Source organism: Streptomyces flavotricini, from assembly GCF_020639365.1.
GTDB lineage: Bacteria > Actinomycetota > Actinomycetes > Streptomycetales > Streptomycetaceae > Streptomyces > Streptomyces flavotricini.
Window position 1 is genome coordinate 5,378,992 of record NZ_JAINUL010000001.1, and the last position, 25,683, is coordinate 5,404,674.

A 25,683-nucleotide genomic window follows, 5' to 3' on the forward strand; every position below is an offset into this window, starting at 1 on the left:
CTGCCGTGAAGCGCGCCGCCTACTCGGTCTTGATGGCGGTGAGCATGTTCAGCCGGGCGGCGCTGCGGGCGGGCCACATGGCCGCCAGGACGCCGACCACGCCGGCCAGCAGGAGGAAGATGCCGATCCGGTCCCAGGGGAGGACCAGGGCGTAGTTCGGGACCCCCTTGGCGATGGTGCTGCCCACCGCCCAGGCGAGGAAGACGCCGATGGCGACACCGAGCACTGCGCCGAAGAGCGAGATGACCACGGCCTCCAGGCGGATCATGTTCTTGACCCGGCTGCGGTCGAGGCCGATCGCCCGCAGCATGCCGATCTCCTGCGTCCGCTCGAAGACGGACATCGCCAGGGTGTTGACCACGCCGAGCACCGAGATGATCAGGGCCATGCCGAGCAGCCCGTACATGATGTTCAGCATCGTGTTGATCATGCCGCCCATCTCGTTGCGCATGTCCTCCTGGGTGGCGACCTTGATCGCCGGGTTCTTGCCGAGGGCGTCGACGACGGTCTGCTGCGCGGCCTTCGAGGCGCCGGCGGTGGTGTTGACGTACACCTCGCGGATGTACTGCTCCTCGCTGTGCGAGCTGAGGATCTTGTTGTCGAGCACGTACGGGGAGAGCAGGCCCTCGAGGTCCTTGTAGACGGCGCCGACCTTGAGGGCGCCCTTCTGGCCGTCGTCGTACTGGACTTCGAGCGCGGAGCCGACGGAGAGGTTCTGCTTCTTCGCGGTGGTCTCGGCGACGGCCACCTCGCCCTTGGCGAGGCTGTCCATCGAGCCGCTGAGGGTGTCGATGTTGAGCATCTGGCCGATGGCGGAGGGGGTGACGCCGGAGGCGGAGCGGAACTGGCCGCCGATCCTCAGGTAGCCGTCGGCCTGGGGGGAGACCGCCTTGATGCCCGGGGCCTTGGCCAGGGTCTCGGCGACCGACTTGTCCAGGCTCATGCCCTCGGCGGCCATGGAGACCCTGTAGTCGGCCTTCAGCTTGTCCGTGCTCATCTTGTCGACGGCCGTGCCCATGGTGATGCCGAGCACCGAGAGGGTGGTGACCAGGGTCAGGCCGATCGACAGGGAGGCGGCGGTGACCGCGGTGCGGCGCGGGTTGCGCACGGCGTTCTGCGCGGCCAGCTTGCCGGGGACGCCGAAGACCTTCTGCAGCGCGGGGCGGATCGCTCCGATGACCGGCTTGGAGAGCAGCGGCAGCACCACGATCAGGCCGATGAGCATGAAGAACGCGCCGGCGCCGAGGGTCAGGCGGCCGTTCTGACCGCCCATGGAGACGCCCAGCAGGACCAGGCCGATGCCGCCGAGGCTGATGACCGAGCCGAGGATGTTCCGTACGACCAGGGACTTCGCGGTGGCCGGGAGGTGGGCGCTGCCCATGGCGGCGACCGGGGCGATCCGGCCGGTGCGCCAGGCGGGCAGGAGGGCGGCGAGGGTGGTGACGAGGACGCCGATGACCACGGCCGCGACGACGGTGCCCGGGGCGATCACGAGGTCGCCGGCCGGGAGCTTGGCGCCGAAGGCCTCGATCGCGGAGCGCATGGCGACCGCCAGGCCGGTGCCGGCGACCAGGCCGACGACGGCGGAGACGACGCCGACGACCAGGGCCTCGGTGAGGACCGAGCGCATGACCTGTCCGCGGTTGGCGCCGACGGCGCGCAGCAGGGCCAGCTCCTTGGTGCGCTGGGTGACCAGCATGGTGAAGGTGTTGTAGATCAGGAAGATGCCGACGAAGAGCGCGATGCCCGCGAACGCGAGCAGCATCTGGTTCATGTTGGACATGCCCCGCTCGACGTCCTTCGCCTGCTCGGCGGCGAGGGCGGCGCCGGTCTGGGCCTTGGTGTGCTGGGAGTCGAGCAGCGGCTTGATGTCGGTGAGCAGCTGGTCGGCGGAGGTCCCGGCCTTGGCGGCGACCGACAGTTCCTCGTAGTAGCCGGGCTTGAGGTACAGCTCCTGGGCGACGGCGGTGTCGAAGAGGACCAGGCTGCCGCCGGCGCTGACCGCGCCGTCCTCGGTGGTGAAGACGCCGGAGAGGGTGTACTCCTTCACCGGGCCGTTGGTGGCGACGCGGACCTTGTCGCCGACCTCGTACTTGCCGGTGGCGGCGGTCGCCTTGTCGAGGGCGACCTGGTCGGCCTTGGCCGGGCCGGTGCCCTCGGTGAAGGCGTAGCGCGGGTCCTTGCCGTCCTTGACGGGGGCGTAGTTGGAGCCCTTGTTGGACCAGCCGGAGCCGATCAGCTCGCCCTTCTCGTCACCCACGCCGGCGAAACCGGAGACGCGGCCGGAGACGGAGTCGACGCCCTTGACGGCCTTGACCTTGTCGAGGGTCTGCTGGCTGAGGCCGACCTCGCCCTCCTTCTGGCCGTCGTCGCCCCGGCCCTGGCCGTAGGAGGTCACGGAGACGGCGACGCCGTCGTAGCTCTTGGCGGACTGGCTGGAGAGGGCCTTGCTGAGGGTGTCGGTGAAGACGAGGGTGCCGGAGACGAAGGCGACGCCGAGGACGACGGCGAGCACCGTCATCAGCAGCCTGGCCTTGTGCGCGAGCACGTTGCGCAGCGCGGTACGGAACATGGTGGAGGAGTCCAGGTGGTAAGGGGTCAGCGGGGACGGGGAGGGAACGTCCCTCAGCTGGTGCGGCCCTTGGCGTCGAAGGCCTTCATGCGGTCGAGCACGCCGTCGGCGGTGGGGCCGTACATCTCGTCGACGATGCGGCCGTCGGCGAGGAAGATGACGCGGTCCGCGTAGGAGGCGGCGACCGGGTCGTGGGTGACCATGACGACGGTCTGGCCGAGCTCGCGCACGGAGTTGCGCAGGAAGCCGAGGACCTCGGCGCCGGAGCGGGAGTCCAGGTTTCCGGTCGGCTCGTCACCGAAGATGATCTCGGGGCGGGAGGCCAGGGCGCGGGCCACGGCCACGCGCTGCTGCTGGCCGCCGGAGAGCTGGGTGGGCCGGTGGCCGAGGCGGCCGGAGAGCCCGACCATCTCGATGACGGTGTCCAGCCACTGCTTGTCGGGCTTGCGGCCCGCGATGTCCATCGGCAGGGTGATGTTCTCCAGCGCCGTCAGCGTCGGCAGCAGGTTGAAGGCCTGGAAGATGAAGCCGATCTTGTCCCGGCGCAGCTGGGTCAGCTGCTTGTCCTTGAGGGTGCCGAGCTCGGTCTCGCCGATGCGGACGGAGCCGGCGGAGAAGGTGTCCAGACCGGCGACGCAGTGCATCAGGGTGGACTTGCCGGAGCCCGAGGGGCCCATGATCGCGGTGAACTGGCCCTGGCCGAAGTCCACGGAGACGTTGTCGAGGGCGACCACCTGGGTCTCGCCCTGGCCGTACACCTTGGAGAGGCCGGTGGCCCGGGCGGCCACGGCCTGGGTGGTGTGCGGGGCGTAGTTCATGGTGGTCACGGAAGCGACTCCTCGGGCTGCGGACCGGTGTGCGGTCTGCGGATCGGCGGGACCCTCCCATCGTCGCCGCGCGTACCCCCGCGGGGGATCAGCCGAGGTGCCCGTTCCCTGGCCCACTGGAGTCTGATCACGGGGCCGGCCGCCTCCTCCTCTGGTATGACGGCGGCCCCGGGGAGGTGTCCGGGGAAGGCCTCCGGACGGCTTCCGGCGGCCGGGGTGGCCCGGGGTGGCGCGCGGGTGGCGCAGGCCGTCGAAATCCCGTCAATCCCGCGTCGCGGGTGATCGCCGTCCGTAACGGGCCCACCGTGTGTTCTGGTGCCTGACGGCCCCTCAAGCGCCAATAAAATCAGACAACATCGGATAGACGGTCCACTGCCGACCAGGATGATCCGGATAGGCTCGGCACAGCGTTCAGTGCTTTTGTGCGGGAGCCGCTACGCCCCGCCCGGATGGTGGAATGCAGACACGGCGAGCTTAAACCTCGCTGGCTTAGGCCGTGCCGGTTCAAGTCCGGCTCCGGGCACGAGTACGTTCCGCACGCACCGGAACACACGAACGGCGGGGGCGCCCAGAGGGCACCCCCGCCGTCCTTGTTCTCCCCTCGCGGCTACGTGAAGTGGAGCCGCTCCTTCTTCTCCTGTCCGCCGACGTGGAGTGTCACGTCGAGGTCGCCCTTGGGCGCGTCAGGCAGCTGCACGTAGTAGAGGTCCCGTCCGGTCAGAGCGGGCGACAGGGTCCTGACGAACTTCCAGGTCACCTCCTCCCCACGGAACCGGACCGATGCCACCCGGTCCGCATGTTCCGTGAGGAACGCGAACATCCAGCCCTTGGGTGCCATCCCCGGGCCGAAGACCGGAGCCACCGCCGCGTCTCCCTCCGGCTTGGCCGTTGCGGGATCGCCGCATTGCCGTGCGTCGAAACCGCCGGAGAGTCCCGTCTGCGCCAGGCAGAGGTGGCCCTTCGTCGATTCCCAGAGGAAGCTCGCGTGATCAGGCTCCCGAGCAAGCTCGGAGACGCCCGCCTCGGTGGGCGTTTCGCCCGCGGCCGCCGCCTTGGCCAGCGCGGCCGCCTTCAGGTCGACTGCCGTCGGAGTCGCGGTCGGCTCCGACGGGCCGGCGACGCTCGGCGCCTGTCCGGTGGGCGCCGTGGCCGACCGGTCCACCGCGCCGCAGCCGAGGAGGAGCCCCAGGGCGAGCGGCGCAGGAACCAGGCGGGCCAGACGCCGTATCAGTCGGCCGGTCAATTGCGGGGATTCCGGACGATGCTGGCCGACAGTTGGACCTGGTTCTCCGGGATCGCCGAATACGTCACCGGCTTCCAGTTGGTCACGTTGAATGTCCCCCATGTCCTGGTGGAAGTGTGGCCGTCCGCGTAGTGGTACGTCGTCTCGTACGGGGTGAGGACACCCGAGGGTGACAGGCCGAACCGCTGGCCTCTCTGAACCTCGGTCGTCCTCGTCACCGCCACCGTGTCCGACGTCGTATCCGTCTTGCTGTCACCCCAGGTGTAGGAGCCGTTGACGCCGACGGTGACACCGATCTTGCCCTCCGCCACGAGGGGGATCTTCCCCTTGAATTCGGCGTTCACGCTCACACTGGCCCCGAGCGTCTTGGAGACCTGCTCGGTGGTCTGAACCATGGCATTGATCGTGAAGGTGTAGGCGATGGTCTCCTTGTCCATGTCCTCCACGGAGTAGAGCGCACTCGTGTTGTAGTCGGTGTAGTCCCCCGGTTCGTAGCCGATGGTGTCGGCCCACATCACGTCCTTGCCGCCGTCGGGCACCACGACACCCTTGGGCAGCTTGGGCGGCAGCGAGCGACAGCCGTCGCAGTAGTGGCCGCCGGCGTCGGAGCCGCGCGTGGTGCGACCGCCGCCGCCACCACCGCCGCCACCGCCGCCACCGCCATTGGGGTACTCCCACGGGCGCGGGGACGGGTCTTCGAGTTCGTCCCGGGAACAGTATTTGATGTCGTACTGGCAGGAGTTCGGCATGGAGCCGAGTTCCGTTCCGGCCGGGTCGCTCAGGCTGACCGGATTGTTGTTGCCGTACTGGTAGGCGTTGTGCTGGCGCGGGTCGTCCACCACGAAGAGCGGGTCGACCGAGACGAAGCGGCCCAGGGCTGTGTCGTACTCGCGGGCCCCGAGGTGCACCAGGCCGGTCGCGACGTCGTTCGTACCGCCGACGAAGCCCTTGTCACCGGTCCAGCCGGACGGCTGGGTACCGCGGGTCCCGCCGAAGATCGCGGTCTTGCGGCGCCTGACGACCTGCGCCGCGTCGGCCGTGACCTGCGTCGTACCCGTGCCGTGGTGGTCCGTGACCGTGAAGGCCAGCTTCGTTCCCGTCCGTACCGCCACGGTCTGAGATCCGGCCGTGTAGTAGCGGGTACCCGTGACCGTGCCCGACTTCGACAGCCGCAGCTCGTTGCCGCCCGGCAGGTACAGAGTCGTACCCGTGGTGTCCTTGGCGACCAGTCGCTGGCCTTCGGTGTCGTAGACGTAACTCGCGATCTCGGTGCTGTCGGTCTTGACCGATGCCAGGTTGCCCTCGTCGCTCCAGTTCAGCGTCTGCTGGGCGGCAGAACCGATCTTGCGGGTCTTGGTGTTGCCGGACCCGTCGTAGGTGAAGACCTCGTCGTGGGCGTTGGTGCCGGTCTGAGTGACCTTGGGCAGGTCGTGCTTGCCCGCGGCCGGGGCGGAGTAGGTGCGCAGCGTGTCGGCGCTGGGCCCCGAGGCCGTCTTGTGCTGGGTCTCCGTCTTGCGGTTGCCCATGGCGTCGTACGTGTACGAGGTCCAGTAGGCGTCCTGGCCGCCGACCACGGACGCCGACGGAGCGGAGGCGCAGGCCTCGCCGGTGTTGGTCCAGGCTTCGGAGATCCGGCCCAGGGCGTCGAGCGCCAGGCACTGGGTGTCGGTGGTGCGCCCCGCGTCCTGGCCGTAGGCGGTGCCCATGGAGGTGATGTTCCCCGACGGGTCGTAGCCGTACTTGGTGTCCTCGATCCGCTGCGGTGCGACCTCGCGGTCGGTGGTGCTGCGGGTCAGGGACCCGGTGTGCTCGTCGTACTCGCTGGTCGTCCACAGGTGCCGGCCGAAGTCGCCCAGCTCCGTCCGCGTGTTGCGGCCGTAGTGGTCGTACGTCATGTCGGAGACCAGGGCGTCGGCGCCGGCGCCCATGGTGGCGAGCAGGCCGGACTGCGCCGTGTACGTGTTGGTGACGGTTTCGGCCGGCAGGTCGCCGATGGCGGGCTGCTTGGTCCACATGATCTGGCCGGTGTTGGCGTTGTACGAGGTCGTCCACTTGTAGACGCCCGCCAGCGCGCCCTCGCTGTCCGGGATGGTCAGCTGGGTGAGGACCGGCTTGTAGAGGGAGCTGTAGGAGGTGACGGCCGACTCGTAGGCCTTGCCCCCGACCCAGCGCGTGGACTTCGACAGCCGGCCCTTGGCCACTGTGTCGTACTCCCACGAGGTGAGCGTGGTCGCGCCGTTCTTCACGGCGGTCTTGCGGCCCAGTGCGTCGTAGTCGGTGTGCAGCGTGGTGCCGCGCGCCACGTTGGTGACGTCCGTGAGGCGGTCGCCCTGGTCGTAGGCCGTCTTGGCCGTGCCCTTGTCGGGGTCGTCCGTCTGGATCTGGCGCCCGCGGACGTCGTAGGTGTACGTCCACTTCGCGTTCGACGGGTCGGTGATCGAGGAGGCCCGGCCACGCTTGTCGAACGCGTACAGCGTCGACTGCGAGGTCGTGCGCGCCGCGTTCGTGTACTGCTTCAGCTCGACGGTGCGGCCCAGCGCGTCGACGACCGTGGTGGCCACGGTGCCGCCCTGCGGCGGGATCACCGTCGTGGAGTCACCGGTGTAGGAGGTCGTGACCCGCTTGGTCTCGTCGCCGAACCGCTTCGAGATCACCGCGGTCGGGCGCCCCGCGCCGTCGAACTCCGTGTCCGTGGAAGCGGGGTAGTTCAGCTCCTGTCCGGTCACGAGCACGGGCTCGGCAGCACCGGTGGCGAAGTAGGTTCCGGAGTTGCGCCCGCGCCGGCCGAGTCCGGGACGGCCTTGCCTTCCAGGCCCCGGAAGAAGCGCTCCTCCGTCAGCGTGCGCGGGTCGTCGGCCGCGCCGGTACGGGTCTGGACCCGCCCGTAGCCGCGGGCGACCGAGTAGGTGCGGTCCTCGGCCTTGGAGAGCTCGTCGGTGCCCTTCGTCCAGGCGGCGCCGTCGAGGTAGGAGTACGAGGTGACCTTGTCGGGGGTGGAAGCCAGGTTGTCGCCCTCGACGACCTGCGTGACCACGTACGAGTTGAACCAGTCCGGCTTCGCGTCGTTGCCCTCGTACGCCCACTTCACCTGGTAGCAGCGGGTGGTGTTCGAGCCGTCGGCCGGCGGCAGGGTGCTGCTCGTGCACTCGGGCTGGGAGTAGGTGACCCCGATGGTGGCGCCGGTCTCCGTGGTGACCTGGTAGAGGCGCAGCCGGATGAAGGGGGCGAGGCCGTCACCGGTCTGGTCGACGCGGTTCGCCTTCTGCTCGCCCGCGAAGGTCACCGGGGGAGTGGAAAGGGTCCCGCCCACCTTGCCGGTGCGCTGGATCGACTTGAGCCACATCGGCGTGGAGACGCCGTCACCGGAGGCGGGGAAGTCCTGGGCCAGGGCCCAGCTGTCGACGTCCTTGTAGGCGCCGCCGGTCAGCACCTTCGTGGTGATCGAGGTCAGTCGCTTGCGCGACCAGAAGGTCGCCGCGAACTGGTCCATGCACTCGGTGGCGCCGTCCTTGCAGTACTGGTCGAACGGGACGTCCGGCCAGTTCTTGGCATTGGTGTCGTCGAAGGTGCCGCAGCCCGTCAGGCAACGCTCGGAGACGTCGAACTTCGCGACTGCGGCGGTCAAGGTCGCCGCAAGTGCGCGCGCGTAGGAAATCGACACACCTGTCCCTTCTCTTCACGTTCTCTTCATGAGGTAAAGACGTCGCAGGCTAGCAACGAGCGCCCGCTCGCAGGAGGGTGGTTGAGCTGGATCTGAGCAGGTGGGGGCGTGTCGCCGGGGCAAGTCTTGAAATCATCGGAAATCCATTGCGTGACATGTAAAAATGCCGCATGATCCGCGGGTCGTCGAATTCATGGAGATGGTTTGCTGGCGGTCAACCCGATGGATTTCAAGAGGTTCCGCGCAAAGATCTTCCGAAAAGCCGCGCGAGGGGGGTCGACCCGTCCGACCACGGGCTCGTCGCCGGCGCGTCATCGGCCGGCCCGGAGGAGCTCCCGGCACCCGCAGGTGCTGGGCAAAGATCCTCCCTGAGCAGTAGGGTCAGATTTTTGCTAACGCATTACTCTTGTTGCAAGGCCGCGCACGGTGGCCATGGAGGAGTGAGATGAGGAGCAGCAACCCGGTCTTCTCGCGACGGGGGTTCAGCCGCGACAACGGTGGCTACGCGGGCTTTGACGCGCAGCACCAGCAGGCCGGGACCAACCCGTACGCGACGAATCCTTACGCCGCTGACGTCACCACCGGCATGCCGCAGGCGCCCGCCCGCGCCGACGTGATGACCATGGACGACGTCGTGAGCCGTACGGCCATGACGCTCGGCACGGTCATCCTCACGGCGACGATCGCGTGGATCGCCATGCCGGTCGACCCGGCGAACGTGAACAAGTCGTACGGCATCGCCATCGGCGCCGCGCTCGTCGCGATGGTCCTCGGGCTCGTGCAGTCCTTCAAGCGCAAGGCCTCCCCGCCGATCATCCTCGCGTACGCGGCCTTCGAGGGCTTCTTCCTCGGCGTCCTCAGCGCGGCCACCAGCACCTACTTCGGTGCCGGCGTGGTCATCCAGGCCGTGCTCGGCACGATGTGCGTCTTCGCCTCCGTGCTGTTCGCGTACAAGATGCGCTGGATCCGCGTGACCCGCCGTTTCTACGGCTTCGTGATGGCGGCCGCCATGGGCTTCATGCTGCTCATGGTCGCGAACCTGCTGTTCTCGGTCTTCGCGGGCGGTGACGGCCTCGGCTTCCGCAGCGGCGGCCTCGGCATCCTGTTCGGCATCGTCGGCGTCGTCCTCGGCGCCTGCTTCCTCGCCCTGGACTTCAAGCAGGTCGAGGACGGCATCACCTACGGCGCCCCGCGCGACGAGGCCTGGCTGGCGGCCTTCGGCCTCACGCTGACCCTGGTGTGGATCTACCTGGAGCTGCTGCGCCTGTTCCAGATCCTCTCCGGCGACGACTAGTCGTACCGGTGTCCGCGCCGGCGCGGACGACAGGGGGAAGGCCCCGCGAGCTCACCGCTCGCGGGGCCTTCCCGCGTCTCGGGGTCGGGGACGGGGGATCGAGTCGGGTCGGGGGATCGGGTCGGCGGAGGGCTCAGCCGAATTTGCGGGCCGCCCTGCGCAGGTCGTACTCGTGGATGATCGCCTTGGCCTGGCCGTACGAGAGCTCGTGCGCGCCGCGCAGCCAGCTGACCTTTTCCTCGAACCGGACGAGGGAGGGGCCGTCGTCCACGGCGCGGAGCCAGTCGGACACTTCACGACCGGTGGTCAGGGGGATTCTGTCGATCATGTTGCGGTGGGTCTGCTCGGAGAACTCTACGGACATGGGCGCCTCCGGAGGTATCGCCGTGCTGTGCTGTTCTCTTCACGCCACCGTGCCGGAGAGTTCGCCCGTTGGCAATGGCGCCGCGGCGGCGCGTAAGGTCGGCCGGGTGCTTGATACTTCGCCTCTGACCGCCGCCGTGGAACGTTTCGCCGACCGGCTGCGGGCCATGCCGCAGAGCCGTCTCCAGCGGGGGGCCGCCGCCGAGGCGCTGGAGCTGGCCCGGGAACTCTCCGTACGGGCCCAGGCGCTGGAGGCGCCGCGGCGGGGCGCGGGGGCGGCTCCGGCGCGGGAGATGCCCGACGCGGGCGTGTTCGTGGTCGGGGACCAGGTGGCGGTGGCCGGACTGGACCTCGCGGAGGCGCTGCGCGCCGCCGCCGAAGACCCGCTCGGGCCCCCGGGAACAGCGAAGGCCCCGTCCGAGATGCTGGACGAGGCCGTACGGCTGGTGGAGCAGGCGGAAGCCGGAGCGACACGGTGATCACGGCGGCGCCGTGAGCGCGGCGGCGCCGTGGATCAGGCCGTGGATCAGAGCGACGCGATGACGCGGTCCGCGAGGATGTAGACGTTGCTGTCCGGGTCCTGGGTGTCACCGCAGGAGAAGGTCAGCGCGTAGGCGCCGGAGATGCCGGAGCCGCCCAGCAGCACCGGCGCGGTGCCCGAGCGCAGTGCCTCGGCGAGGCGCTCCGCCGTCTCCCGGTGACCCGGGGTCATGCAGAGCGTGGTGCCGTCGGTGAAGACGTACACGTCGAGCGTGCCCAGCGGGCCCGGGCGGACGTCCGCGAGGGCCGTACGGGCCTCCGCGAGCTCCTCCAGGCGCGAAACGGTCCGCTCGTGGTCGGCGCCGGGGGCCGGGGCCTGGACCGGTACGAAGTCGGGGTGCGAGGGGTGGCGCCGGCGGGCGGCGGCCAGCTCGGCCGAGTCCTCGGGGTAGTCGTCGGCGGCCTCGTCGCCGAGGACCGGCTCCAGACCCACCAGGTCGGCCTGGCGGGGCAGGAAGACGGCCGGGCCGTCCTCGCCGAGGCCGGGCAGTCCGCCCAGCAGCGAGGGGGCGTCGGCCGCGTCACGGGCCTCCTGAGCGGCCCAGAACGCCCGCGCCTCGGCGAGCTCGCGCTCGCGCTCCTCGGCCAGGGCCTCGGCGACGGCGGCTCGTATCTCGGCGGCGGGGGACTGCAGGGCAGTGCGGGCGTGCGGGACGGTCGTGCCGCGGGTGTGGGCGGGCGTCGTCGCCAGCTCACCGCGGAGGGCCGTCACCTGCTTGCGCAGGCCGTGTACGGCGTGCAGCGCAGCAGCGCCCACGGTCGCGGCGGCGGCCGTGGTCAGCAGCAGGGCAAGAGACATGGCGCTCACTGACTAACTCCTGATTGATTCGATCCCCCGACTTCCTACATCAGAGTGTCCTGACCTGGGAATGGCGTGCAGTGCATTACGTCACGAATTGGACAGGGCTTTCGTCACATCCAGGACCTGCAAATCTGCCCTGACCTGCGGAAATGCCAAACCCCCAGGGCGAAGGTCACATCCTGGGGGAGATTCGGTCACAGGTCGGCCGCGACGGGATTAGATTCGGCGTCAGTACGCCGCAAGGGATCAAGCGGATCCCTTGCGGCGTCTGGACGGTGAACCCGCCTCTGTCGGTCGCGCCGACCTTCGCCACCGCTGCGGGCACGTGCCGCCGTTCGTTCCTCACGGCGACCCCTACCCTCCGCTCCGGCTCAGCTCAGGCGCTCGCCTTTGCCGGTCGCGCTGACCTTCGCCACCGCTGCGGGCAGGTGCCGCCGTTCGTTCCTCACGGCGACCCCTACCCTCCGCTCCGGCTCAGCTCAGGCGCTCGCTTCTGTCGGTCGCGCCGACCTTCGCCACCGCTGCGGGCAGGTGCCGCCGTTCGTTCCTCACGGCGACCCCTACCCTCCGCTCCGGCTCAGCTCAGGCGCTCGCCTCTGTCGGTCGCGCTGACCTTCGCCACCGCTGCGGGCAGGTGCCGCCGTTCGTTCCTCACGGCGACCCCTACCCTCCGCTCCGGCTCAGCTCAGGCGCTCGCTTCTGTCGGTCGCGCCGACCTTCGCCACCGCTGCGGGCAGGTGCCGCCGTTCGTTCCTCACGGCGACCCCTACCCTCCGCTCCGGCTCAGCTCAGGCGCTCGATGACCATCGCCATGCCCTGGCCGCCGCCCACGCACATGGTCTCGAGGCCGAACTGCTTGTCGTGGAACTGGAGGCTGTTGATCAGCGTGCCGGTGATGCGGGCACCGGTCATCCCGAACGGGTGACCGACGGCGATGGCGCCACCGTTGACGTTGAGCTTCTCCAGCGGGATCTCGAGGTCCCGGTACGACGGGATGACCTGGGCCGCGAAGGCCTCGTTGATCTCGAACAGGTCGATGTCGCCGACGGTCAGCCCGGCGCGCTTGAGAGCCTGCTTCGAGGCCTCGACCGGACCGAGGCCCATGATCTCGGGGGACAGGCCGGTGACACCGGTGGAGACGATCCGGGCCAGCGGGGTCAGGCCCAGCTCCCGCGCCTTGGTGTCGCTCATGATGACCAGCGCGGCGGCGCCGTCGTTGAGCGGGCAGCAGTTGCCGGCCGTGACCAGGCCGTCGGGGCGGAAGACGGGCTTGAGGCCCTGGACGCCCTCCAGGGTGACGCCGGCGCGCGGGCCGTCGTCCGTGGAGACGACCGTGCCGTCCGGGGTGGTGACCGGGGTGATCTCCCGCTCCCAGAAGCCGTTCTTGATGGCGGCCTCGGCGAGGTTCTGCGAGCGGACGCCGAACTCGTCCATGTCCTGGCGGGTCACGCCCTTGAGCCGGGCCAGGTTCTCGGCGGTCTGACCCATCGAGATGTAGGCGTCGGGGACGAGGCCCGCCTCGCGCGGGTCCTGCCACGAGGAGCCCTCGCTCTGCGCGACGGCGGCCGTACGGGCCTCGGCGTCGGCGAAGAGCGGGTTGTGGGTGTCGGGCCACGAGTCGGAGTTGCCCTTGGCGAACCGCGAGACCGTCTCGACACCGGCCGAGATGAACACGTCGCCCTCGCCCGCCTTGATGGCGTGCAGCGCCATGCGGGAGGTCTGCAGGGAGGAGGAGCAGTAGCGGGTGATCGTGGTGCCGGGCAGGAAGTCCATGCCCATCTGCACGGCCACGATGCGGGCCAGGTTGTTGCCCTGCTCGCCGCCCGGGAGGCCGCAGCCGAGCATCAGGTCGTCGATCTGGCGCGGGTCCAGCTCGGGGATCTTGGCGAGGGCGGCCTGGATGATCGTGGCGGTCAGGTCGTCCGGGCGCACGTCCTTGAGGGACCCCTTGAAGGCGCGCCCGATGGGGGAGCGGGCGGCGGAAACGATGACTGCTTCGGGCATCGGGGCTCCAAGGGGGGTGAGTTGCGGCTCGTTGCTGGACCGCAAGCGAAGTTACCGGCCCGTACGGTCGAGGTCACCGACTTGGGCATGTGATGCCGGTCGCTCCGCCGGTGGAACGCGCCCGGCGGGGCTTCTGTTCCGGGCCCACGGCCCGCCCCGCGCCCAGGGGCCTCCGGAACGCCCGCGGGGCCGGACGTGCCCGGCCCCCGGGGCGTCAGCTCGCGGACGGGGAGTCGGCCCGGGGCGGCAGGGCCGGGCCGGCCGACCGCGAGGCCGAAGCCGTGAGGTCCTCGGCCGGGACCCGCCTGCGGCGGCGGTGCTTCAGCAGGGCCCACGGCCCGCGGGCCGCGGTGACCTCCGTGCCCGCCTGCCCGGCGGCGGCCGACGCCGCCTTGGCCACCGGCAGCATGTCCTCGTTCCGCGCCACCTCCAGCCGGTCCGACTCCGGCCACAGCGACAGCGCCGCACACAGCGTGGGCAGGACGGCCATGGCCGCCGTCGCGTAGCCCTCCGCCGACGGGTGGTACGAGTCCGGGCCGAACATCTCGCGCGGGTTCGCCGCGAACTCCGGACCCAGCAGGTCCCCCATGGAGACCGTACGGGCCCCCAGGGCGACGACCCCTATCGTCTGGGCGGCCGCCAGCTGGCGCGAGACCCGCCGGGCCAGCCACCGCAACGGTTGGTACACGGGCTCGATGGTGCCCAGGTCGGGGCAGGTGCCGACCACCACTTCGGAGCCCGCGAGCCGCAGTCTCCGTACGGCCGAGGTCAGGTGGCGCACGGACTGCGTCGGCGGCATGCGGCGCGTCACGTCGTTCGCGCCGATCATGATCACGCACACGTCCGGCGGCGGCCCGTCCCCGTCCAGGAGCAGCCCCGCCTGCCGGTCGAGGTCGTCGGACATGGCCCCGGAGAGGGCCACGTTCCGCATCTCCACCGGCCGCTCGGCCACCGCCGCGAGCCCCGAGGCCAGCAGCGCGGCCGGGGTCTGTCTGGCCCGGCGCACGCCGAGCCCGGCGGCCGTGGAGTCGCCCATCATGCCGAGCCGCAGCGGGGCCGGGCCCGGCTGCGGACCGGCGGCGGCCAGCGCCGCGAACTCGCTCCCGTACAGCCCGTCCGCCCGCGGCGGATCGCCGAGTCCGGTGCCCACCGTCCGCTTCGCGAACTGCACCTCCGCCAGCACCAACCCCACGGCGGCGGCTCCGACCAGCCCGAGCCCGCCTCCGCCGTACGCCGCGCCCGCCGCGATCCGGCGGGCCGTCCTCGCTCTGGACACCCCTCGAGCCACCTCCCTTTCCCGTCCGGTCTCGATGACCTACCTGCCCCGTAGTGCCGGTCGGCCAATCCCTTTCCGCTTAGTCTGGCGGGACCTCCCGGAGAACCCGTGGAGTCCCCTCCCTGGAGAACATGGTGCAATTCCACGACTCGATGATCAGCCTCGTCGGCAACACCCCGCTGGTGAAGCTCAACCGTGTGACCGAAGGCCTGCAGGCCACCGTCCTTGCCAAGGTCGAGTACTTCAATCCCGGCGGATCCGTGAAGGACCGGATCGCCGTCCGGATGATCGAGGCCGCCGAGCAGAGCGGTGCCCTCAAGCCCGGCGGCACCATCGTGGAGCCCACCAGCGGCAACACCGGTGTAGGACTCGCCATCGTGGCCCAGCAGAAGGGCTACAAGTGCATCTTCGTCTGCCCTGACAAGGTGTCCATGGACAAGATCAACGTGATGCGCGCGTACGGCGCCGAGGTCGTGGTCTGCCCGACCGCCGTCGACCCCGAGCACCCGGACTCGTACTACAACGTGTCCGACCGCCTCGCGCGCGAGCCCGGCGCCTGGAAGCCCGACCAGTACAGCAACCCGAACAACCCCCGTTCGCACTACGAGACCACCGGTCCCGAGCTGTGGGAGCAGACGGACGGGAAGATCACCCACTTCGTCGCGGGCGTCGGCACGGGCGGCACGATCTCGGGTACGGGCAACTACCTCAAGGAGGTGTCCGGCGGCAAGGTCAAGGTCATCGGCGCCGACCCCGAGGGCTCGGTCTACTCCGGCGGCTCGGGCCGCCCGTACCTGGTCGAGGGCGTCGGTGAGGACTTCTGGCCGACCGCGTACGACCCGAACGTGACGGACGAGATCATCGCGGTGTCCGACAAGGACTCCTTCCAGATGACCCGCCGCCTCGCCAAGGAGGAGGGCCTGCTCGTCGGAGGCTCCTGCGGCATGGCGGTCGTCGCGGCGCTGAAGGCCGCCGAGGGGCTCGGCCCGGACGACGTGGTCGTCGTCCTGCTGCCGGACAGCGGCCGCGGCTACCTCAGCAAGATCTTCAGCGACGAGTGGATGGCCGGTCACGGCTTCCTGGAGGAGGCGGGCCCCGCCGCGCGCATCGGCGACGTCCTGAACGACAAGGAGGGCGGCATCCCCTCCCTGGTCCACATGCACCCCGAGGAGACCGTGGGCGAGGCCATCGAGGTGCTGCGCGAGTACGGCGTCTCCCAGATGCCGATCGTCAAGCCCGGTGCCGGCCACCCGGACGTGATGGCCGCCGAAGTCATCGGCTCGGTCGTGGAGAAGGAGCTGCTGGCGGCGCTGTTCGCGAAGCAGGCCTCGCTGTCCGACCCGCTGGAGAAGCACATGAGCCGGCCGCTGCCGCAGGTCGGTTCCGGCGAGCCGGTGTCCGAGCTGATGTCCGTACTGGGCGAGGCGGACGCGGCGATCGTGCTGGTCGAGGGCAAGCCGACCGGTGTGGTGAGCCGTCAGGACCTGCTGGCGTTCCTCGCCAAGGGCGCGAAGTAGCCGAACTGCCGCAAGGAATGGCCGAAGTGCCTGTCGCACAAAAGGTACGGGCCCGTCATGTGACGGCAGCACCGGCTTAACACGGCTCCGGCACAGTGGTGGTTGTCGGCAGGAGCGCAAACGCTCCGGCCGGCACCACCGAACGGCGTTGGCGCAATTCCGGAGCGGCTCCCGGACCGCGTGAACGCCACGGACGCGGACGGCCCTGACCCGGCCCGTGTCCTTCGCGGGGACCGCCGTCGTCCCGCCCCTCGCTCAGGCGAGGGTGCGGCGGTCCCCGCGCACACTCCTCCCGGTCCGGTGCTACTCGGCCCGGTCGCGGGGGCGCAGGCGCTTCGTCGCGTGGACGAAGTTCACGCCGAGTACGCCCGCCCACGCGACCAGCAGCCCGCTGAACCCCGCCTGCGTGGCACCGATGGCCGACAGCGGGATCGCCAGGACCAGCGTGACGATGGCGAAGCCGAAGCGCTCGCCGAAGCCGCCCTCCAGCGGGGACGGCCCGCGGCCGGGGCCGCCGCGGGCGGCCGCGAGCCGCTCCTCGGCCAGCCGGCGCCGGACCTGGGTGTCGACCTTCTCCACGAAGGAGTCCACGAGCGCGGCCTCGTAGTCCGGCCCCAGCTCGCGCCGGGCGTCCAACGTCGCGTCGAGTTCCTTCTTCAGCTCCTGGGACTCCATGCGCCCAGCGTAGGAACGGCCGTGGGCCGCGGGCACGGGGGTTAGCCCCCGTATTCCGTGCCCTCCCCGCCCGCCGGCGTCTCGCGGAGCGGTCCGCGGCTTGCCGTGCTGCATAACCGCATGCAGAGTGCTCGGTGACTGAATAACCACGGGGACGGAGGGGTCGGGATGAGTGACAGCCCGGCAGCGCGGCTGCAGAAGCTGTTCGAGGGGCACCGGCTGACACCCACCCAGCGCCGGATCGCCCACTGCATGGTGCGCGGCGCGGCCGACGTGCCGTTCCTGTCGAGCGTGGAGCTCGCGGAGCTGGCCGGGGTGAGCCAGCCCTCGGTGACCCGGTTCGCGGTGGCGCTCGGCTTCGACGGGTATCCGGCGCTGCGCCGGCACCTGCGCGAGGTGGCGCCGCCCGAGCGCGCGGCCGCGGCCGCGCAGGACGACGCGTACAACGAGTACCAGCAGGCCGTCCAGGGCGAGATCGAGAACCTGCGGCGGCTGTCGGCGATGCTCGCCGACCCGGCGCCGGTCGAGGAGGCCGGGCGGTTGCTGGCCGCCTCCAGCCCGCTGCCCGTACTGGGGCTGCGGGCGGCGTCCTCGCAGGCGCGCGGGTTCGCGTACTTCGCCGCCAAGGTGCATCCGGACGTACGGCTCCTCGACGAGGGCGGCTCGATGCTCGCCGACCGGATCGACGCGGCGGCGGGTGCGGGGGCCTCGGCGCTGCTGTGCTTCGCGCTGCCGCGCCACCCGCGGGAGGTGGCGGAGGCGCTGGACCACGCGCGGGAGGCGGGGCTCAAGGTGGTGACGGTCGCCGACTCGGCCTTCGCGCCGGTGGCCCGCTCCTCGGACCTCCTGATCCCGGCGCCGGTGGGTACGGGCCTGGCCTTCGACACGGCGTGCGCACCGATGCTGCTGGGCCGCGTCCTCCTGGAGGCCATGGCCGACGCCCTCCCCGACGCCCAGGCCCGCCTGGAGGCCTTCGACGCCCGTGCGGCGTCCCGCGGTCTGTTCGTGGAGTAGCGGCCCGCGGAGCGGGGCTGCGTCACAGGAGCGCGTCACGGAAGTCGCCGCCCGCCTCCGTCACCAGGGACGCGGGGGGCTGGGCCGGGCGGATCGGGGTGAAGCGGGTCCCGCCGGCCGGGGTGGTGCGGAAACCGTGGACCGGGGGGCGGGGGAGGCTGTTGTAGCCGTAGTGGGCCGTGAAGAAGTACGCGCCCGTGTCCGGGACCGCGATCAGGTCGCCGGGGGCCAGCTCCGGCAGGTCCCGGGCCGTGGCCAGGAGGTCGCCGGCGAAGCAGGCCGGTCCCGCGATGTCCTGGGGGACCGGCGGGCCCGTCTTCGGGGCGCCCTTCGCGTCGTACGGCAGGATCCGCAGTGGCCAGGCCGCCGGGGCGTACACCGTACGGGTGGCCAGCTGGACCCCCGCGTGCGTGAGCGCGATCCGGCGGCCCCCGGTGGTCTTCGTGTACTCGACCCGGGAGAGCGCCAGCCCGTGCTTGGCCAGCAGTGACCTGCCGAACTCCGTCACCAGGCCGTAGCGGCCGCCGAACAGGGCCGGGACCGCCTCCCGCAGCGCCGCCGCGTACTGCGCGTACGTCGGCGTCTCGGCGTCCGAGGCGAAGTTCACCGGCAGGCCCCCGCCGATGTCGAGGGTGTCGACCTGGCGGCGTCCGGCCGCCGTGTTGATCTCCTCGGCGAGGGCGTGGAGGTCCCGGACCCCCTCCGCGATCAGGGAGAGGGGGACGCCCTGGGAGCCCGAGTGGATGTGCAGCCGGGTGAGCCACGGGCGGTCGAGGTAGGCGCGCACCAGCCACTCGCGGGCGCCCGGGTCCCGCAGGGCGATCCCGAACTTCGACGTGGCCGTCGCCGTGGAGAGGGCGTCGATGGTGCCCGCGCCGGTCTGGGGGTTGATCCGGATCCCGACCGGTGAACGCGGGGGAGCGCCCGCGACCAGTTCGTCCAGGCGGTCCAGCTCCTGGCGGTTGTCCGCGTTCACCGCGATCCCGAGCGCCAGCGCCTCGCGCAGCTCTGCCACCGTCTTGGCGGGGGAGTCCAGAACCGTGCGCTGCGGCTCCACCCCCGCCGCCCGGGCCAGCGCCAGCTCGCCCGGGCCGGCCACCTCGCAGCCCAGGCCGAGCTCCGCCAGCAGCCGCAGCACCGGTACGAGCGGGCAGGCCTTCACCGCGAAGGCGTGCAGGACCGGCGTACCCGGCGCCACCGCCGCCGCGAAGGCGGCGGTCAGGGCGGCGGCGGAGGCGCGGATCCCGGCCACGTCCAGCAGGCAGACCAGGGGCGGCGTGCCCTCCGCCCCGCCCACCAGGCCCTGCTCCACCGCGGCCCGTACGGCCAGATCCCGGCGCGCCGTCGCGTCCGGAGCGTCCATCGCGTGCGTCTCGGCAGCCATGTCCGCCAGCCAATCATCCGGCCGCCCGGCCCGCAGCTGTTGACTGAATCTATTCAGGAAGTCAGGATGTGAATAGATTGCCCAACATCGGAGGAGGCACCGCCATGTCAGGACCCCGCCCCGTACGTGCTGCGCGAGGCACCGAGCTCAGCACCCTGGGATGGCAGCAGGAAGCCGCCCTCCGGATGCTGCAGAACAACCTCGACCCCGAGGTCGCCGAGCACCCCGACAAGCTCGTCGTCTACGGAGGCACCGGCAAGGCGGCCCGCGACTGGCGCTCGTACGACGCGATGGTCCGCACCCTGCGCACCCTCAAGCAGGACGAGACGATGCTCGTGCAGTCCGGCCGCCCGGTCGGCGTGATGCAGACCCACGAGTGGGCGCCGCGCGTGCTGCTCGCCAACTCCAACCTGGTCGGCGACTGGGCCAACTGGGAGGAGTTCCGCCGCCTGGAGTCCCTCGGTCTGACCATGTACGGCCAGATGACCGCCGGTTCCTGGATCTACATCGGCACCCAGGGCATCCTCCAGGGCACGTACGAGACCTTCGCGGCCGTCGCCGCCAAGAAGTTCAACGGGACCCTCGCCGGCACCATCACCCTCACCGCCGGCCTCGGCGGCATGGGCGGCGCCCAGCCGCTGGCCGTGACGATGAACGACGGCGTCGCGATCTGCATCGACGTCGACCCGCGCGCCATCGACCGCCGCATCGAGCACCGCTACCTGGACGTCAAGGCCGACAACCTGCGCCACGCCCTCCAGCTGGCGGTCGAGGCCCGTGACGCCCGCAAGCCGCTCTCCATCGGCCTCCTCGGCAACGCCGCCGAGCTGCTCCCGCAGATGCTCGCCGAGGGCGCCCCGATCGACATCGTGACGGACCAGACCTCCGCCCACGACCCGCTCGCGTACCTGCCGGTCGGCGTCGACTTCGACGACATGGCGGCGTACGCGGCCAAGGACCCGGCCGGGTTCACCACCCGCGCACGCGAGTCCATGGCCAAGCACGTCGAGGCCATGGTCGGCTTCATGGACGCGGGCGCCGAGGTCTTCGACTACGGCAACTCCATCCGCGGCGAGGCCCAGCTGGCCGGCTACGACCGCGCGTTCGCCTTCCCCGGCTTCGTCCCGGCCTACATCCGCCCCCTCTTCTGCGAGGGCAAGGGCCCCTTCCGCTGGGCGGCCCTGTCCGGCGAGGCCTCGGACATCCACAAGACCGACAAGGCGATGCTGGAGCTCTTCCCCGAGAACGAGTCCCTCCACCGCTGGATCAAGATGGCCGGCGAGCGCGTCCACTTCCAGGGCCTGCCGGCGCGCATCTGCTGGCTCGGCTACGGCGAGCGCGACAAGGCGGGCGAGCGCTTCAACGAGATGGTGGCCGACGGCACCCTCGCCGCCCCGCTGGCCATCGGCCGCGACCACCTCGACTGCGGCTCGGTGGCCTCCCCGTACCGCGAGACCGAGGCCATGCTCGACGGCTCCGACGCGATCGCCGACTGGCCGCTGCTCAACGCCATGGTCAACGTCGCCTCCGGCGCCTCCTGGGTCTCGATCCACCACGGCGGCGGCGTCGGCATGGGCCGCTCCATCCACGCCGGCCAGGTCACCGTCGCCGACGGCACCAAGCTCGCGGGCGAGAAGATCCGCCGCGTGCTCACCAACGACCCCGGAATGGGCGTCATCCGCCACGTCGACGCGGGCTACGACATCGCCGAGACGGTGGCGGACGAGCGCGGCGTCCGCGTCCCCATGCGCGAGGGCGACGACGCGTGAGTGACAACCCCGCCGGGGCGGCCTCGTTCCACGGCATGTGGAAGGAGCTCGCCCCCGTCGGCCGCAACGCCGAGTCCGGCGGCTACCGCCGCTACGCGTGGACCGGGGCCGACGCCGACTGCCGGACCTGGTTCCAGGCCCAGGCCGAGGCCCGCGGTCTCGCGTACGAGACCGACCGCAACGGCAACCAGTGGGCCTGGCTGGGAGATCCCCTCGCCGGTGACGCCGTCGTCACCGGCTCCCACCTGGACTCCGTGCCCGACGGCGGCGCCTTCGACGGCCCCCTCGGAGTGGTGTCCTCCTTCGCGGCGCTGGACGAACTCCGCAGGAGGGGCGCGGAGTTCGCGAGGCCACTGGCCATCACCAACTTCGGCGACGAGGAAGGGGCCCGCTTCGGCCTCGCCTGCGTCGGCTCCCGGCTCGCCGCCGGGCAGCTGACCAAGGAGAAGGCGTACGAGCTCCGCGACGCAGACGGGATCAGCCTGCCCCAGGCGATGGAGGCCGCCGGGTACGACCCCGAGGCCATCGGGGCCGATCCCGACCGCCTCGCCCGCATCGGTGCCTTCGTCGAGCTCCACGTCGAGCAGGGCCGGGCGCTGGACCTGTCCGGCGACGCCGTCGGCATCGCGTCCGCCATCTGGCCGCACGGCCGCTGGCGGTTCGACTTCCGCGGCGAGGCCAACCACGCCGGCACCACCCGTCTCGTGGACCGCCGCGACCCGATGCTCACGTACGCGTCGACCGTCCTGGCCGCCCGTACGGAGGCGGCCCTCGCCGGCGCCGTCGCGACCTTCGGCAAGATCTCCGTCGAGCCGAACGGGGTCAACGCGATCCCCTCGCTGGTGCGCGGCTGGCTCGACTCCCGCGCCGCCGACCAGGCCACGCTGGACACCGTGGTCACCGCCATCGAGAAGGCCGCCCGCGAGCGCGCCGACCAGGACGGCATCGACCTGGCCGTCGTACGGGAGTCCTTCACGCCGGTCGTCGAGTTCGAGCACGCCCTGCGCGACGAGATGAACCGCATCCTCGGCGGCTCGGTCCCCGTCCTCGGGACGGGGGCGGGACACGACGCCGGAATCCTCTCCGCGGCCGTCCCGACCGCGATGCTGTTCGTACGGAACCCGACCGGCGTCTCCCACTCGCCGAAGGAGTTCGCCCCCGAGGACGACTGCGTGGCCGGTGTCCTCGCGCTGGCCGACGTACTGGAAGGACTGGCCTGCCGGTGAAGACGTACTGGTTGGAACACGCCTGGCTCGGCACGCACGTCGAGCCCGGCGTGGCCCTGACCGTGTCCATCAGCGGCTCCGCCGCGGGGGGCGGCGACGGGCGGATCGCCGCCCTGCGGACCGGGGTCGAGACCCCGCCGCCGGGCGCCGAGGTGCTGCGGGGCCTGACCCTTCCCGGGCTGGCCAACGCGCACTCCCACGCCTTCCACCGGGCGCTGCGCTCGCTGGTGCAGGTGGGCTCCGGGACCTTCTGGACCTGGCGCGAGTTCATGTACCAGGTCGCCCAGAACCTCACTCCCGACACGTACTTCGCGCTCGCGCGGGCGGTGTACGCGGAGATGGCGCTGGCCGGCATCACCAACGTCGGCGAGTTCCACTACGTGCACCACGCGCCGGGCGGCGCCCCGTACTCCGACCCCAACGCGATGGGCGAGGCGCTGATCGAGGCGGCCGCGGCGGCGGGCATCCGGATCACCCTGCTCGACACGGCGTACCTCTCGTCGGGCTTCGGCGGGGCCCCCGACCACCACCAGCTGCGGTTCTCGGACGGGACGGCCGAGGCCTGGGCGGAGCGGGTCTCGGCCCTGAAGCCGCGCGGGCACGCGCTGATCGGGGCGGCGATCCACTCGGTGCGCGCCGTGCCCGCGGACCAGCTGGGCACCGTCGCCCGCTGGGCGCAGGAGCGGCGGGCCCCGCTGCACGTGCACCTCTCGGAGCAGACCGCCGAGAACGAGGCCTGCCAGGCCGCGCACGGGCGCACACCGACGCAGCTGCTGGCCGACCACGGGGTGCTCGGCCCGCGTACCACCGGGGTCCACAACACGCACCTGACGGACGGGGACATCGCCCTGCTGGGCGGGACGACGACCGGCACGTGCATGTGCCCCACCACCGAACGCGACCTCGCGGACGGCATCGGCCCGGCGCCCCGCCTCCAGCAGGCGGGCAGCCCGCTGTCCCTGGGCAGCGACAGCCACGCGGTGATCGACCTGCTCGAAGAGGCCCGTGCGATGGAGCTGAACGAGCGCCTGCGCAGCCGCACCCGGGGCCACTGGACGGCGAACGCCCTGCTCACGGCCGCCACCGAGGACGGCCACGCCGCCCTCGGGCTGCCGGACGCGGGCCGCCTGGAGGCGGGCGCGCTCGCGGACTTCACCACGATCGCGCTGGACTCCGTACGCACGGCCGGTCCGCCGGCGCGGCTCGGCGCCGAGACGGCGGCCTTCGCCGCCACCGCCTCGGACGTCCGCCACACGGTGGTCGGCGGCCGCCACGTCGTCCGCGACGGCGCCCACACCCTCGTCCCGGACGTCCCGTCCGCCCTGTCCGAGTCGATCGCAGCCGTCCGCGGCTGACGCCTGGAAGTCCCCTACCCGCCCTTCCCCCGTTCCCCGGGGCACCGCCCCGGACCCCGATGCCGGGCGTTCCGCGCCCGGTGCACCCGGGGGTCCGGGGGCAGAGCCCCCAGGAGCGGGGGCCGGGGCCGCAGGCCCCGGTTTCGGGAAGGGGCGGGGTGGGGGGAACGAACCTCCCGAGAGGAACCCATGACCACCACCCTCGTCACCAACATCGGCAGCCTCGTCACCAACGACCCCGCCCTCGGCGACGGGTCACCCCTCGGCCTGATCGAGAACGCGGCCGTCGTCATCGACGGCGAGACCATCGCCTGGGTCGGCCCCGCCGGCCAGGCCCCGACCGCCGACTCCGCGTTCGACGCGAACGGCCGCGCAGTCATCCCCGGCTTCGTCGACTCCCACTCCCACCTCGTCTTCGCCGGCGACCGCACCCAGGAGTTCAACGCCCGGATGTCCGGCCGCGCCTACTCCGCCGGCGGCATCCGCACCACCGTCGCCGCCACCCGCGCCGCCACCGACGCCGAGCTGGAGGCGGGCCTCGTCCGCCACCTCGACGAGGCCCGCCGCCAGGGCACCACCACCTTCGAGACCAAGTCCGGCTACGGCCTCACCGTCGCCGACGAGGCCCGCGCCCTGCGCATCGCCGCCGCGCACACCGAGGAGGTCACCTACCTCGGCGCGCACATCGTCTCGCCCGACTACGCCGAGGACCCGGCCGGCTACGTCGACCTCGTCACCGGCGAGATGCTGACGGCCTGCGCCCCGTACGCCCGCTGGGTCGACGTGTTCTGCGAGAAGGGCGCCTTCGACGGCGACCAGGCCCGCGCGATCCTGACCGCCGGCGCCGCCGCCGGGCTGATCCCGCGCGTCCACGCCAACCAGCTCTCCTACGGCCCCGGCGTGCAGCTCGCCGTGGAGCTGGAGGCCGCCTCCGCCGACCACTGCACCCACCTCACCGACGCCGACGTCGACGCCCTGGTCCAGGCCGCGGACACCACCGTCGCCACCCTCCTGCCCGGCGCCGAGTTCTCCACCCGCGCGCAGTGGCCCGATGCCCGCCGCCTGATCGACGCGGGCGCCACCGTCGCACTGTCCACGGACTGCAACCCGGGCTCCTCGTACACGAGCTCGATGCCCTTCTGCATCGCGCTCGCCGTGCGCGACATGGGGATGACCCCGGACGAGGCGCTCTGGTCCGCCACCGCCGGCGGCGCCCGCGCACTGCGCCGCGGCGACATCGGCCGGATCGCCCCCGGGGCCCGCGCCGACCTGGCCCTCCTGGAGGCCCCGAGCCACGTCCACCTGGCCTACCGGCCGGGCGTTCCGCTGGTCTCGGCGGTCTGGCAGAAGGGCGTCCGCGCGCACTGACGAACGGTCAATCCCGGCCTGTCCTTTGTCTTCCCTCCGTAAGGCCCCGGGCGTACCTTGAGCCACCAATCTGATGTCCCGTCAGGAATTTGTGGCACGAGGGGAAGACGAAGGTGTCCGACCGGAAACGCTCCACCGCGCTCGCGCTGGCCTCCGCGCTGGCCGGAACGGCGGTCCTGCTGGCCGCCCCCGCAGCCCATGCGGACGTCGTCGACGTCGCGTACGACTGCAAGACCCCGATCGGGGACAAGTCGGCGGTCTCGCCGATCGACATCAAGGCCGTCAAGGAGGGCGACGGGTACAAGCTGACGATGTCCTTCCAGAAGGGCGTCTCGTCCAGCCCCGTCGAACTCGGCAAGGGTGCCATGAGCCCCAGCGCCGTCGTCCTCGTCCGCGGCGCCGACACGGCGTCGGTGCCGGTCTCGGGCGCATCCAACCCCGAGGCCGTGCCCGCCAACACCCCCATCAAGATCACCGACCTCTCGGGCACCTACACCCCCAAGAAGAGCGGCAAGGTCACCTTCACCGCGGGCGTGCTCACCATCAAGGCGCTGGGGACCACCACCACCTGCACCCCGGGCAACAGCCCCAAGCCCTCCCTGGAGCTGGACGTGACGGGCGCCGCGTCGCCCGGCGGCTCCGGCGGTGCTCAGGACACCCTCCCGCAGACCGGCCCCACCGACTCCGCCCTCGCCCTCGGCACCCTCGGCGCCACCGTGCTGCTGACCGGCGCCGTCGGCGTGCTCTGGCTGACCCGGCGCGGCCAGCGGGCCCGGTCCTGAACGGAGCACCC

At 71.5% G+C, this 25,683-nt stretch carries 20 protein-coding genes and 1 tRNA gene; 10 read left to right on the forward strand and 11 right to left on the reverse strand.

Annotated features, from left to right (window positions below):
* Nucleotides 1-19 precede the first annotated feature (19 nt).
* On the reverse strand, nucleotides 20-2,572 hold the full coding sequence (locus K7B10_RS24470; protein WP_229339121.1) for an ABC transporter permease: 2,553 nt from the start codon (nucleotides 2,570-2,572) through the stop codon (nucleotides 20-22).
* A 53-nt stretch (nucleotides 2,573-2,625) separates the two neighbouring features.
* Nucleotides 2,626-3,390: an ABC transporter ATP-binding protein gene (locus K7B10_RS24475; RefSeq protein ID WP_229345355.1), complete on the reverse strand. Its 765-nt coding sequence runs from the start codon at nucleotides 3,388-3,390 to the stop codon at nucleotides 2,626-2,628.
* Nucleotides 3,391-3,842: 452 nt separating this feature from the next.
* Here K7B10_RS24475 and K7B10_RS24480 point away from each other — a divergent pair.
* Nucleotides 3,843-3,922 (forward strand) — tRNA-Leu (locus K7B10_RS24480).
* Nucleotides 3,923-4,006: 84 nt separating this feature from the next.
* On the opposite strand, the gene K7B10_RS24485 is transcribed toward K7B10_RS24480, so the two are convergent.
* The 3 genes from K7B10_RS24485 to K7B10_RS24495 are packed head-to-tail and all read right to left on the reverse strand — an operon-like array spanning nucleotide 4,007 to nucleotide 8,303.
* Nucleotides 4,007-4,642, reverse strand: coding sequence for a hypothetical protein (locus K7B10_RS24485; RefSeq protein WP_229339123.1), 636 nt, complete (start codon nucleotides 4,640-4,642; stop codon nucleotides 4,007-4,009).
* Nucleotides 4,639-7,368 carry an RHS repeat-associated core domain-containing protein gene (locus K7B10_RS24490; RefSeq protein WP_229339125.1) on the reverse strand — a complete coding sequence of 910 codons (2,730 nt, stop codon included), beginning with the start codon at nucleotides 7,366-7,368 and terminating at the stop codon, nucleotides 4,639-4,641. Before K7B10_RS24490 ends, K7B10_RS24485 begins: the two co-directional genes overlap by 4 nt.
* The gene (locus tag K7B10_RS24495; protein ID WP_229339128.1) at nucleotides 7,365-8,303 is read right to left on the reverse strand and encodes a hypothetical protein; all 939 of its coding nucleotides are present in this window, start codon (nucleotides 8,301-8,303) and stop codon (nucleotides 7,365-7,367) included. Before K7B10_RS24495 ends, K7B10_RS24490 begins: the two co-directional genes overlap by 4 nt.
* Nucleotides 8,304-8,748: 445 nt before the next feature.
* Between K7B10_RS24495 and K7B10_RS24500 the strand changes: the two genes are divergently transcribed.
* Nucleotides 8,749-9,597: a Bax inhibitor-1/YccA family protein gene (locus K7B10_RS24500; RefSeq protein ID WP_229339130.1), complete on the forward strand. Its 849-nt coding sequence runs from the start codon at nucleotides 8,749-8,751 to the stop codon at nucleotides 9,595-9,597.
* 133 nt (nucleotides 9,598-9,730) lie between these two features.
* On the opposite strand, the gene K7B10_RS24505 is transcribed toward K7B10_RS24500, so the two are convergent.
* A complete protein-coding gene (locus K7B10_RS24505) occupies nucleotides 9,731-9,961 on the reverse strand; it encodes a DUF4287 domain-containing protein (RefSeq protein ID WP_030865915.1) in 231 nt (76 codons plus the stop codon).
* 106 nt (nucleotides 9,962-10,067) lie between these two features.
* Between K7B10_RS24505 and K7B10_RS24510 the strand changes: the two genes are divergently transcribed.
* The gene (locus tag K7B10_RS24510) at nucleotides 10,068-10,439 is read left to right on the forward strand and encodes a hypothetical protein (protein WP_229339132.1); all 372 of its coding nucleotides are present in this window, start codon (nucleotides 10,068-10,070) and stop codon (nucleotides 10,437-10,439) included.
* Nucleotides 10,440-10,486: 47 nt separating this feature from the next.
* Here the strand turns inward: K7B10_RS24510 and K7B10_RS24515 are convergent, their stop codons facing one another.
* From K7B10_RS24515 to K7B10_RS24525, 3 genes are all read right to left on the reverse strand, one after another.
* The gene (locus K7B10_RS24515; RefSeq protein WP_229345358.1) at nucleotides 10,487-11,299 is read right to left on the reverse strand and encodes a hypothetical protein; all 813 of its coding nucleotides are present in this window, start codon (nucleotides 11,297-11,299) and stop codon (nucleotides 10,487-10,489) included.
* Between the two features lie 786 nt (nucleotides 11,300-12,085).
* Complete coding sequence (locus K7B10_RS24520; RefSeq protein ID WP_229339133.1) at nucleotides 12,086-13,306, reverse strand: acetyl-CoA C-acetyltransferase; 1,221 nt, start codon at nucleotides 13,304-13,306, stop codon at nucleotides 12,086-12,088.
* A gap of 214 nt (nucleotides 13,307-13,520) precedes the next feature.
* Entirely contained in the window at nucleotides 13,521-14,582 is a 1,062-nt protein-coding gene (locus K7B10_RS24525; RefSeq protein WP_229339135.1) for an SGNH/GDSL hydrolase family protein, read from the reverse strand.
* Between the two features lie 134 nt (nucleotides 14,583-14,716).
* Between K7B10_RS24525 and K7B10_RS24530 the strand changes: the two genes are divergently transcribed.
* Nucleotides 14,717-16,099: a cystathionine beta-synthase gene (locus tag K7B10_RS24530; protein WP_229345361.1), complete on the forward strand. Its 1,383-nt coding sequence runs from the start codon at nucleotides 14,717-14,719 to the stop codon at nucleotides 16,097-16,099.
* A 303-nt stretch (nucleotides 16,100-16,402) separates the two neighbouring features.
* Here K7B10_RS24530 and K7B10_RS24535 read toward each other — a convergent pair whose 3' ends face one another.
* Nucleotides 16,403-16,774 (reverse strand): hypothetical protein, encoded by a 372-nt coding sequence (locus K7B10_RS24535; RefSeq protein ID WP_229339137.1) that lies wholly within the window; start codon nucleotides 16,772-16,774, stop codon nucleotides 16,403-16,405.
* A 168-nt stretch (nucleotides 16,775-16,942) separates the two neighbouring features.
* On the opposite strand from K7B10_RS24535, the gene K7B10_RS24540 reads away from it, so the two are divergent.
* On the forward strand, nucleotides 16,943-17,788 hold the full coding sequence (locus K7B10_RS24540; RefSeq protein ID WP_229339139.1) for a MurR/RpiR family transcriptional regulator: 846 nt from the start codon (nucleotides 16,943-16,945) through the stop codon (nucleotides 17,786-17,788).
* A gap of 22 nt (nucleotides 17,789-17,810) precedes the next feature.
* Here the strand turns inward: K7B10_RS24540 and K7B10_RS24545 are convergent, their stop codons facing one another.
* Nucleotides 17,811-19,172: a type III PLP-dependent enzyme domain-containing protein gene (locus K7B10_RS24545; protein ID WP_229339141.1), complete on the reverse strand. Its 1,362-nt coding sequence runs from the start codon at nucleotides 19,170-19,172 to the stop codon at nucleotides 17,811-17,813.
* A gap of 104 nt (nucleotides 19,173-19,276) precedes the next feature.
* Here K7B10_RS24545 and hutU point away from each other — a divergent pair, with 104 nt between their 5' ends.
* The 5 genes from hutU to K7B10_RS24570 all read left to right on the forward strand — a co-directional run bounded on the left by hutU (nucleotide 19,277) and on the right by K7B10_RS24570 (nucleotide 25,672).
* Complete coding sequence (hutU, locus tag K7B10_RS24550; protein WP_030865943.1) at nucleotides 19,277-20,941, forward strand: urocanate hydratase; 1,665 nt, start codon at nucleotides 19,277-19,279, stop codon at nucleotides 20,939-20,941.
* A 35-nt stretch (nucleotides 20,942-20,976) separates the two neighbouring features.
* Entirely contained in the window at nucleotides 20,977-22,167 is a 1,191-nt protein-coding gene (locus tag K7B10_RS24555) for an allantoate amidohydrolase (protein WP_229345364.1), read from the forward strand.
* Nucleotides 22,158-23,522, forward strand: a complete 1,365-nt coding sequence (locus K7B10_RS24560; protein WP_229345365.1) for a formimidoylglutamate deiminase — start codon at nucleotides 22,158-22,160, stop codon at nucleotides 23,520-23,522. Before K7B10_RS24555 ends, K7B10_RS24560 begins: the two co-directional genes overlap by 10 nt.
* Before the next feature lie 189 nt (nucleotides 23,523-23,711).
* Nucleotides 23,712-24,890 (forward strand): imidazolonepropionase, encoded by a 1,179-nt coding sequence (hutI, locus tag K7B10_RS24565; protein ID WP_229339143.1) that lies wholly within the window; start codon nucleotides 23,712-23,714, stop codon nucleotides 24,888-24,890.
* Nucleotides 24,891-25,003: 113 nt separating this feature from the next.
* The gene (locus tag K7B10_RS24570; protein WP_229339146.1) at nucleotides 25,004-25,672 is read left to right on the forward strand and encodes an LPXTG cell wall anchor domain-containing protein; all 669 of its coding nucleotides are present in this window, start codon (nucleotides 25,004-25,006) and stop codon (nucleotides 25,670-25,672) included.
* Nucleotides 25,673-25,683: the final 11 nt, after the last annotated feature.

Coding starts and splice junctions, on each gene's coding strand:
- K7B10_RS24555 (WP_229345364.1), top strand. CDS start 20,977: ATGTGGAAGGAGCTCGCCCCCGTCGGCCGCAACGCCGAGTCCGGCGGC.
- K7B10_RS24475 (WP_229345355.1), bottom strand. CDS start 3,390: ATGAACTACGCCCCGCACACCACCCAGGCCGTGGCCGCCCGGGCCACC.
- hutI (WP_229339143.1), top strand. CDS start 23,712: ATGACCACCACCCTCGTCACCAACATCGGCAGCCTCGTCACCAACGAC.
- K7B10_RS24515 (WP_229345358.1), bottom strand. CDS start 11,299: ATGTCTCTTGCCCTGCTGCTGACCACGGCCGCCGCCGCGACCGTGGGC.
- hutU (WP_030865943.1), top strand. CDS start 19,277: ATGTCAGGACCCCGCCCCGTACGTGCTGCGCGAGGCACCGAGCTCAGC.
- K7B10_RS24540 (WP_229339139.1), top strand. CDS start 16,943: ATGAGTGACAGCCCGGCAGCGCGGCTGCAGAAGCTGTTCGAGGGGCAC.
- K7B10_RS24545 (WP_229339141.1), bottom strand. CDS start 19,172: ATGGCTGCCGAGACGCACGCGATGGACGCTCCGGACGCGACGGCGCGC.
- K7B10_RS24505 (WP_030865915.1), bottom strand. CDS start 9,961: ATGTCCGTAGAGTTCTCCGAGCAGACCCACCGCAACATGATCGACAGA.
- K7B10_RS24520 (WP_229339133.1), bottom strand. CDS start 13,306: ATGCCCGAAGCAGTCATCGTTTCCGCCGCCCGCTCCCCCATCGGGCGC.
- K7B10_RS24535 (WP_229339137.1), bottom strand. CDS start 16,774: ATGGAGTCCCAGGAGCTGAAGAAGGAACTCGACGCGACGTTGGACGCC.
- K7B10_RS24470 (WP_229339121.1), bottom strand. CDS start 2,572: ATGTTCCGTACCGCGCTGCGCAACGTGCTCGCGCACAAGGCCAGGCTG.
- K7B10_RS24500 (WP_229339130.1), top strand. CDS start 8,749: ATGAGGAGCAGCAACCCGGTCTTCTCGCGACGGGGGTTCAGCCGCGAC.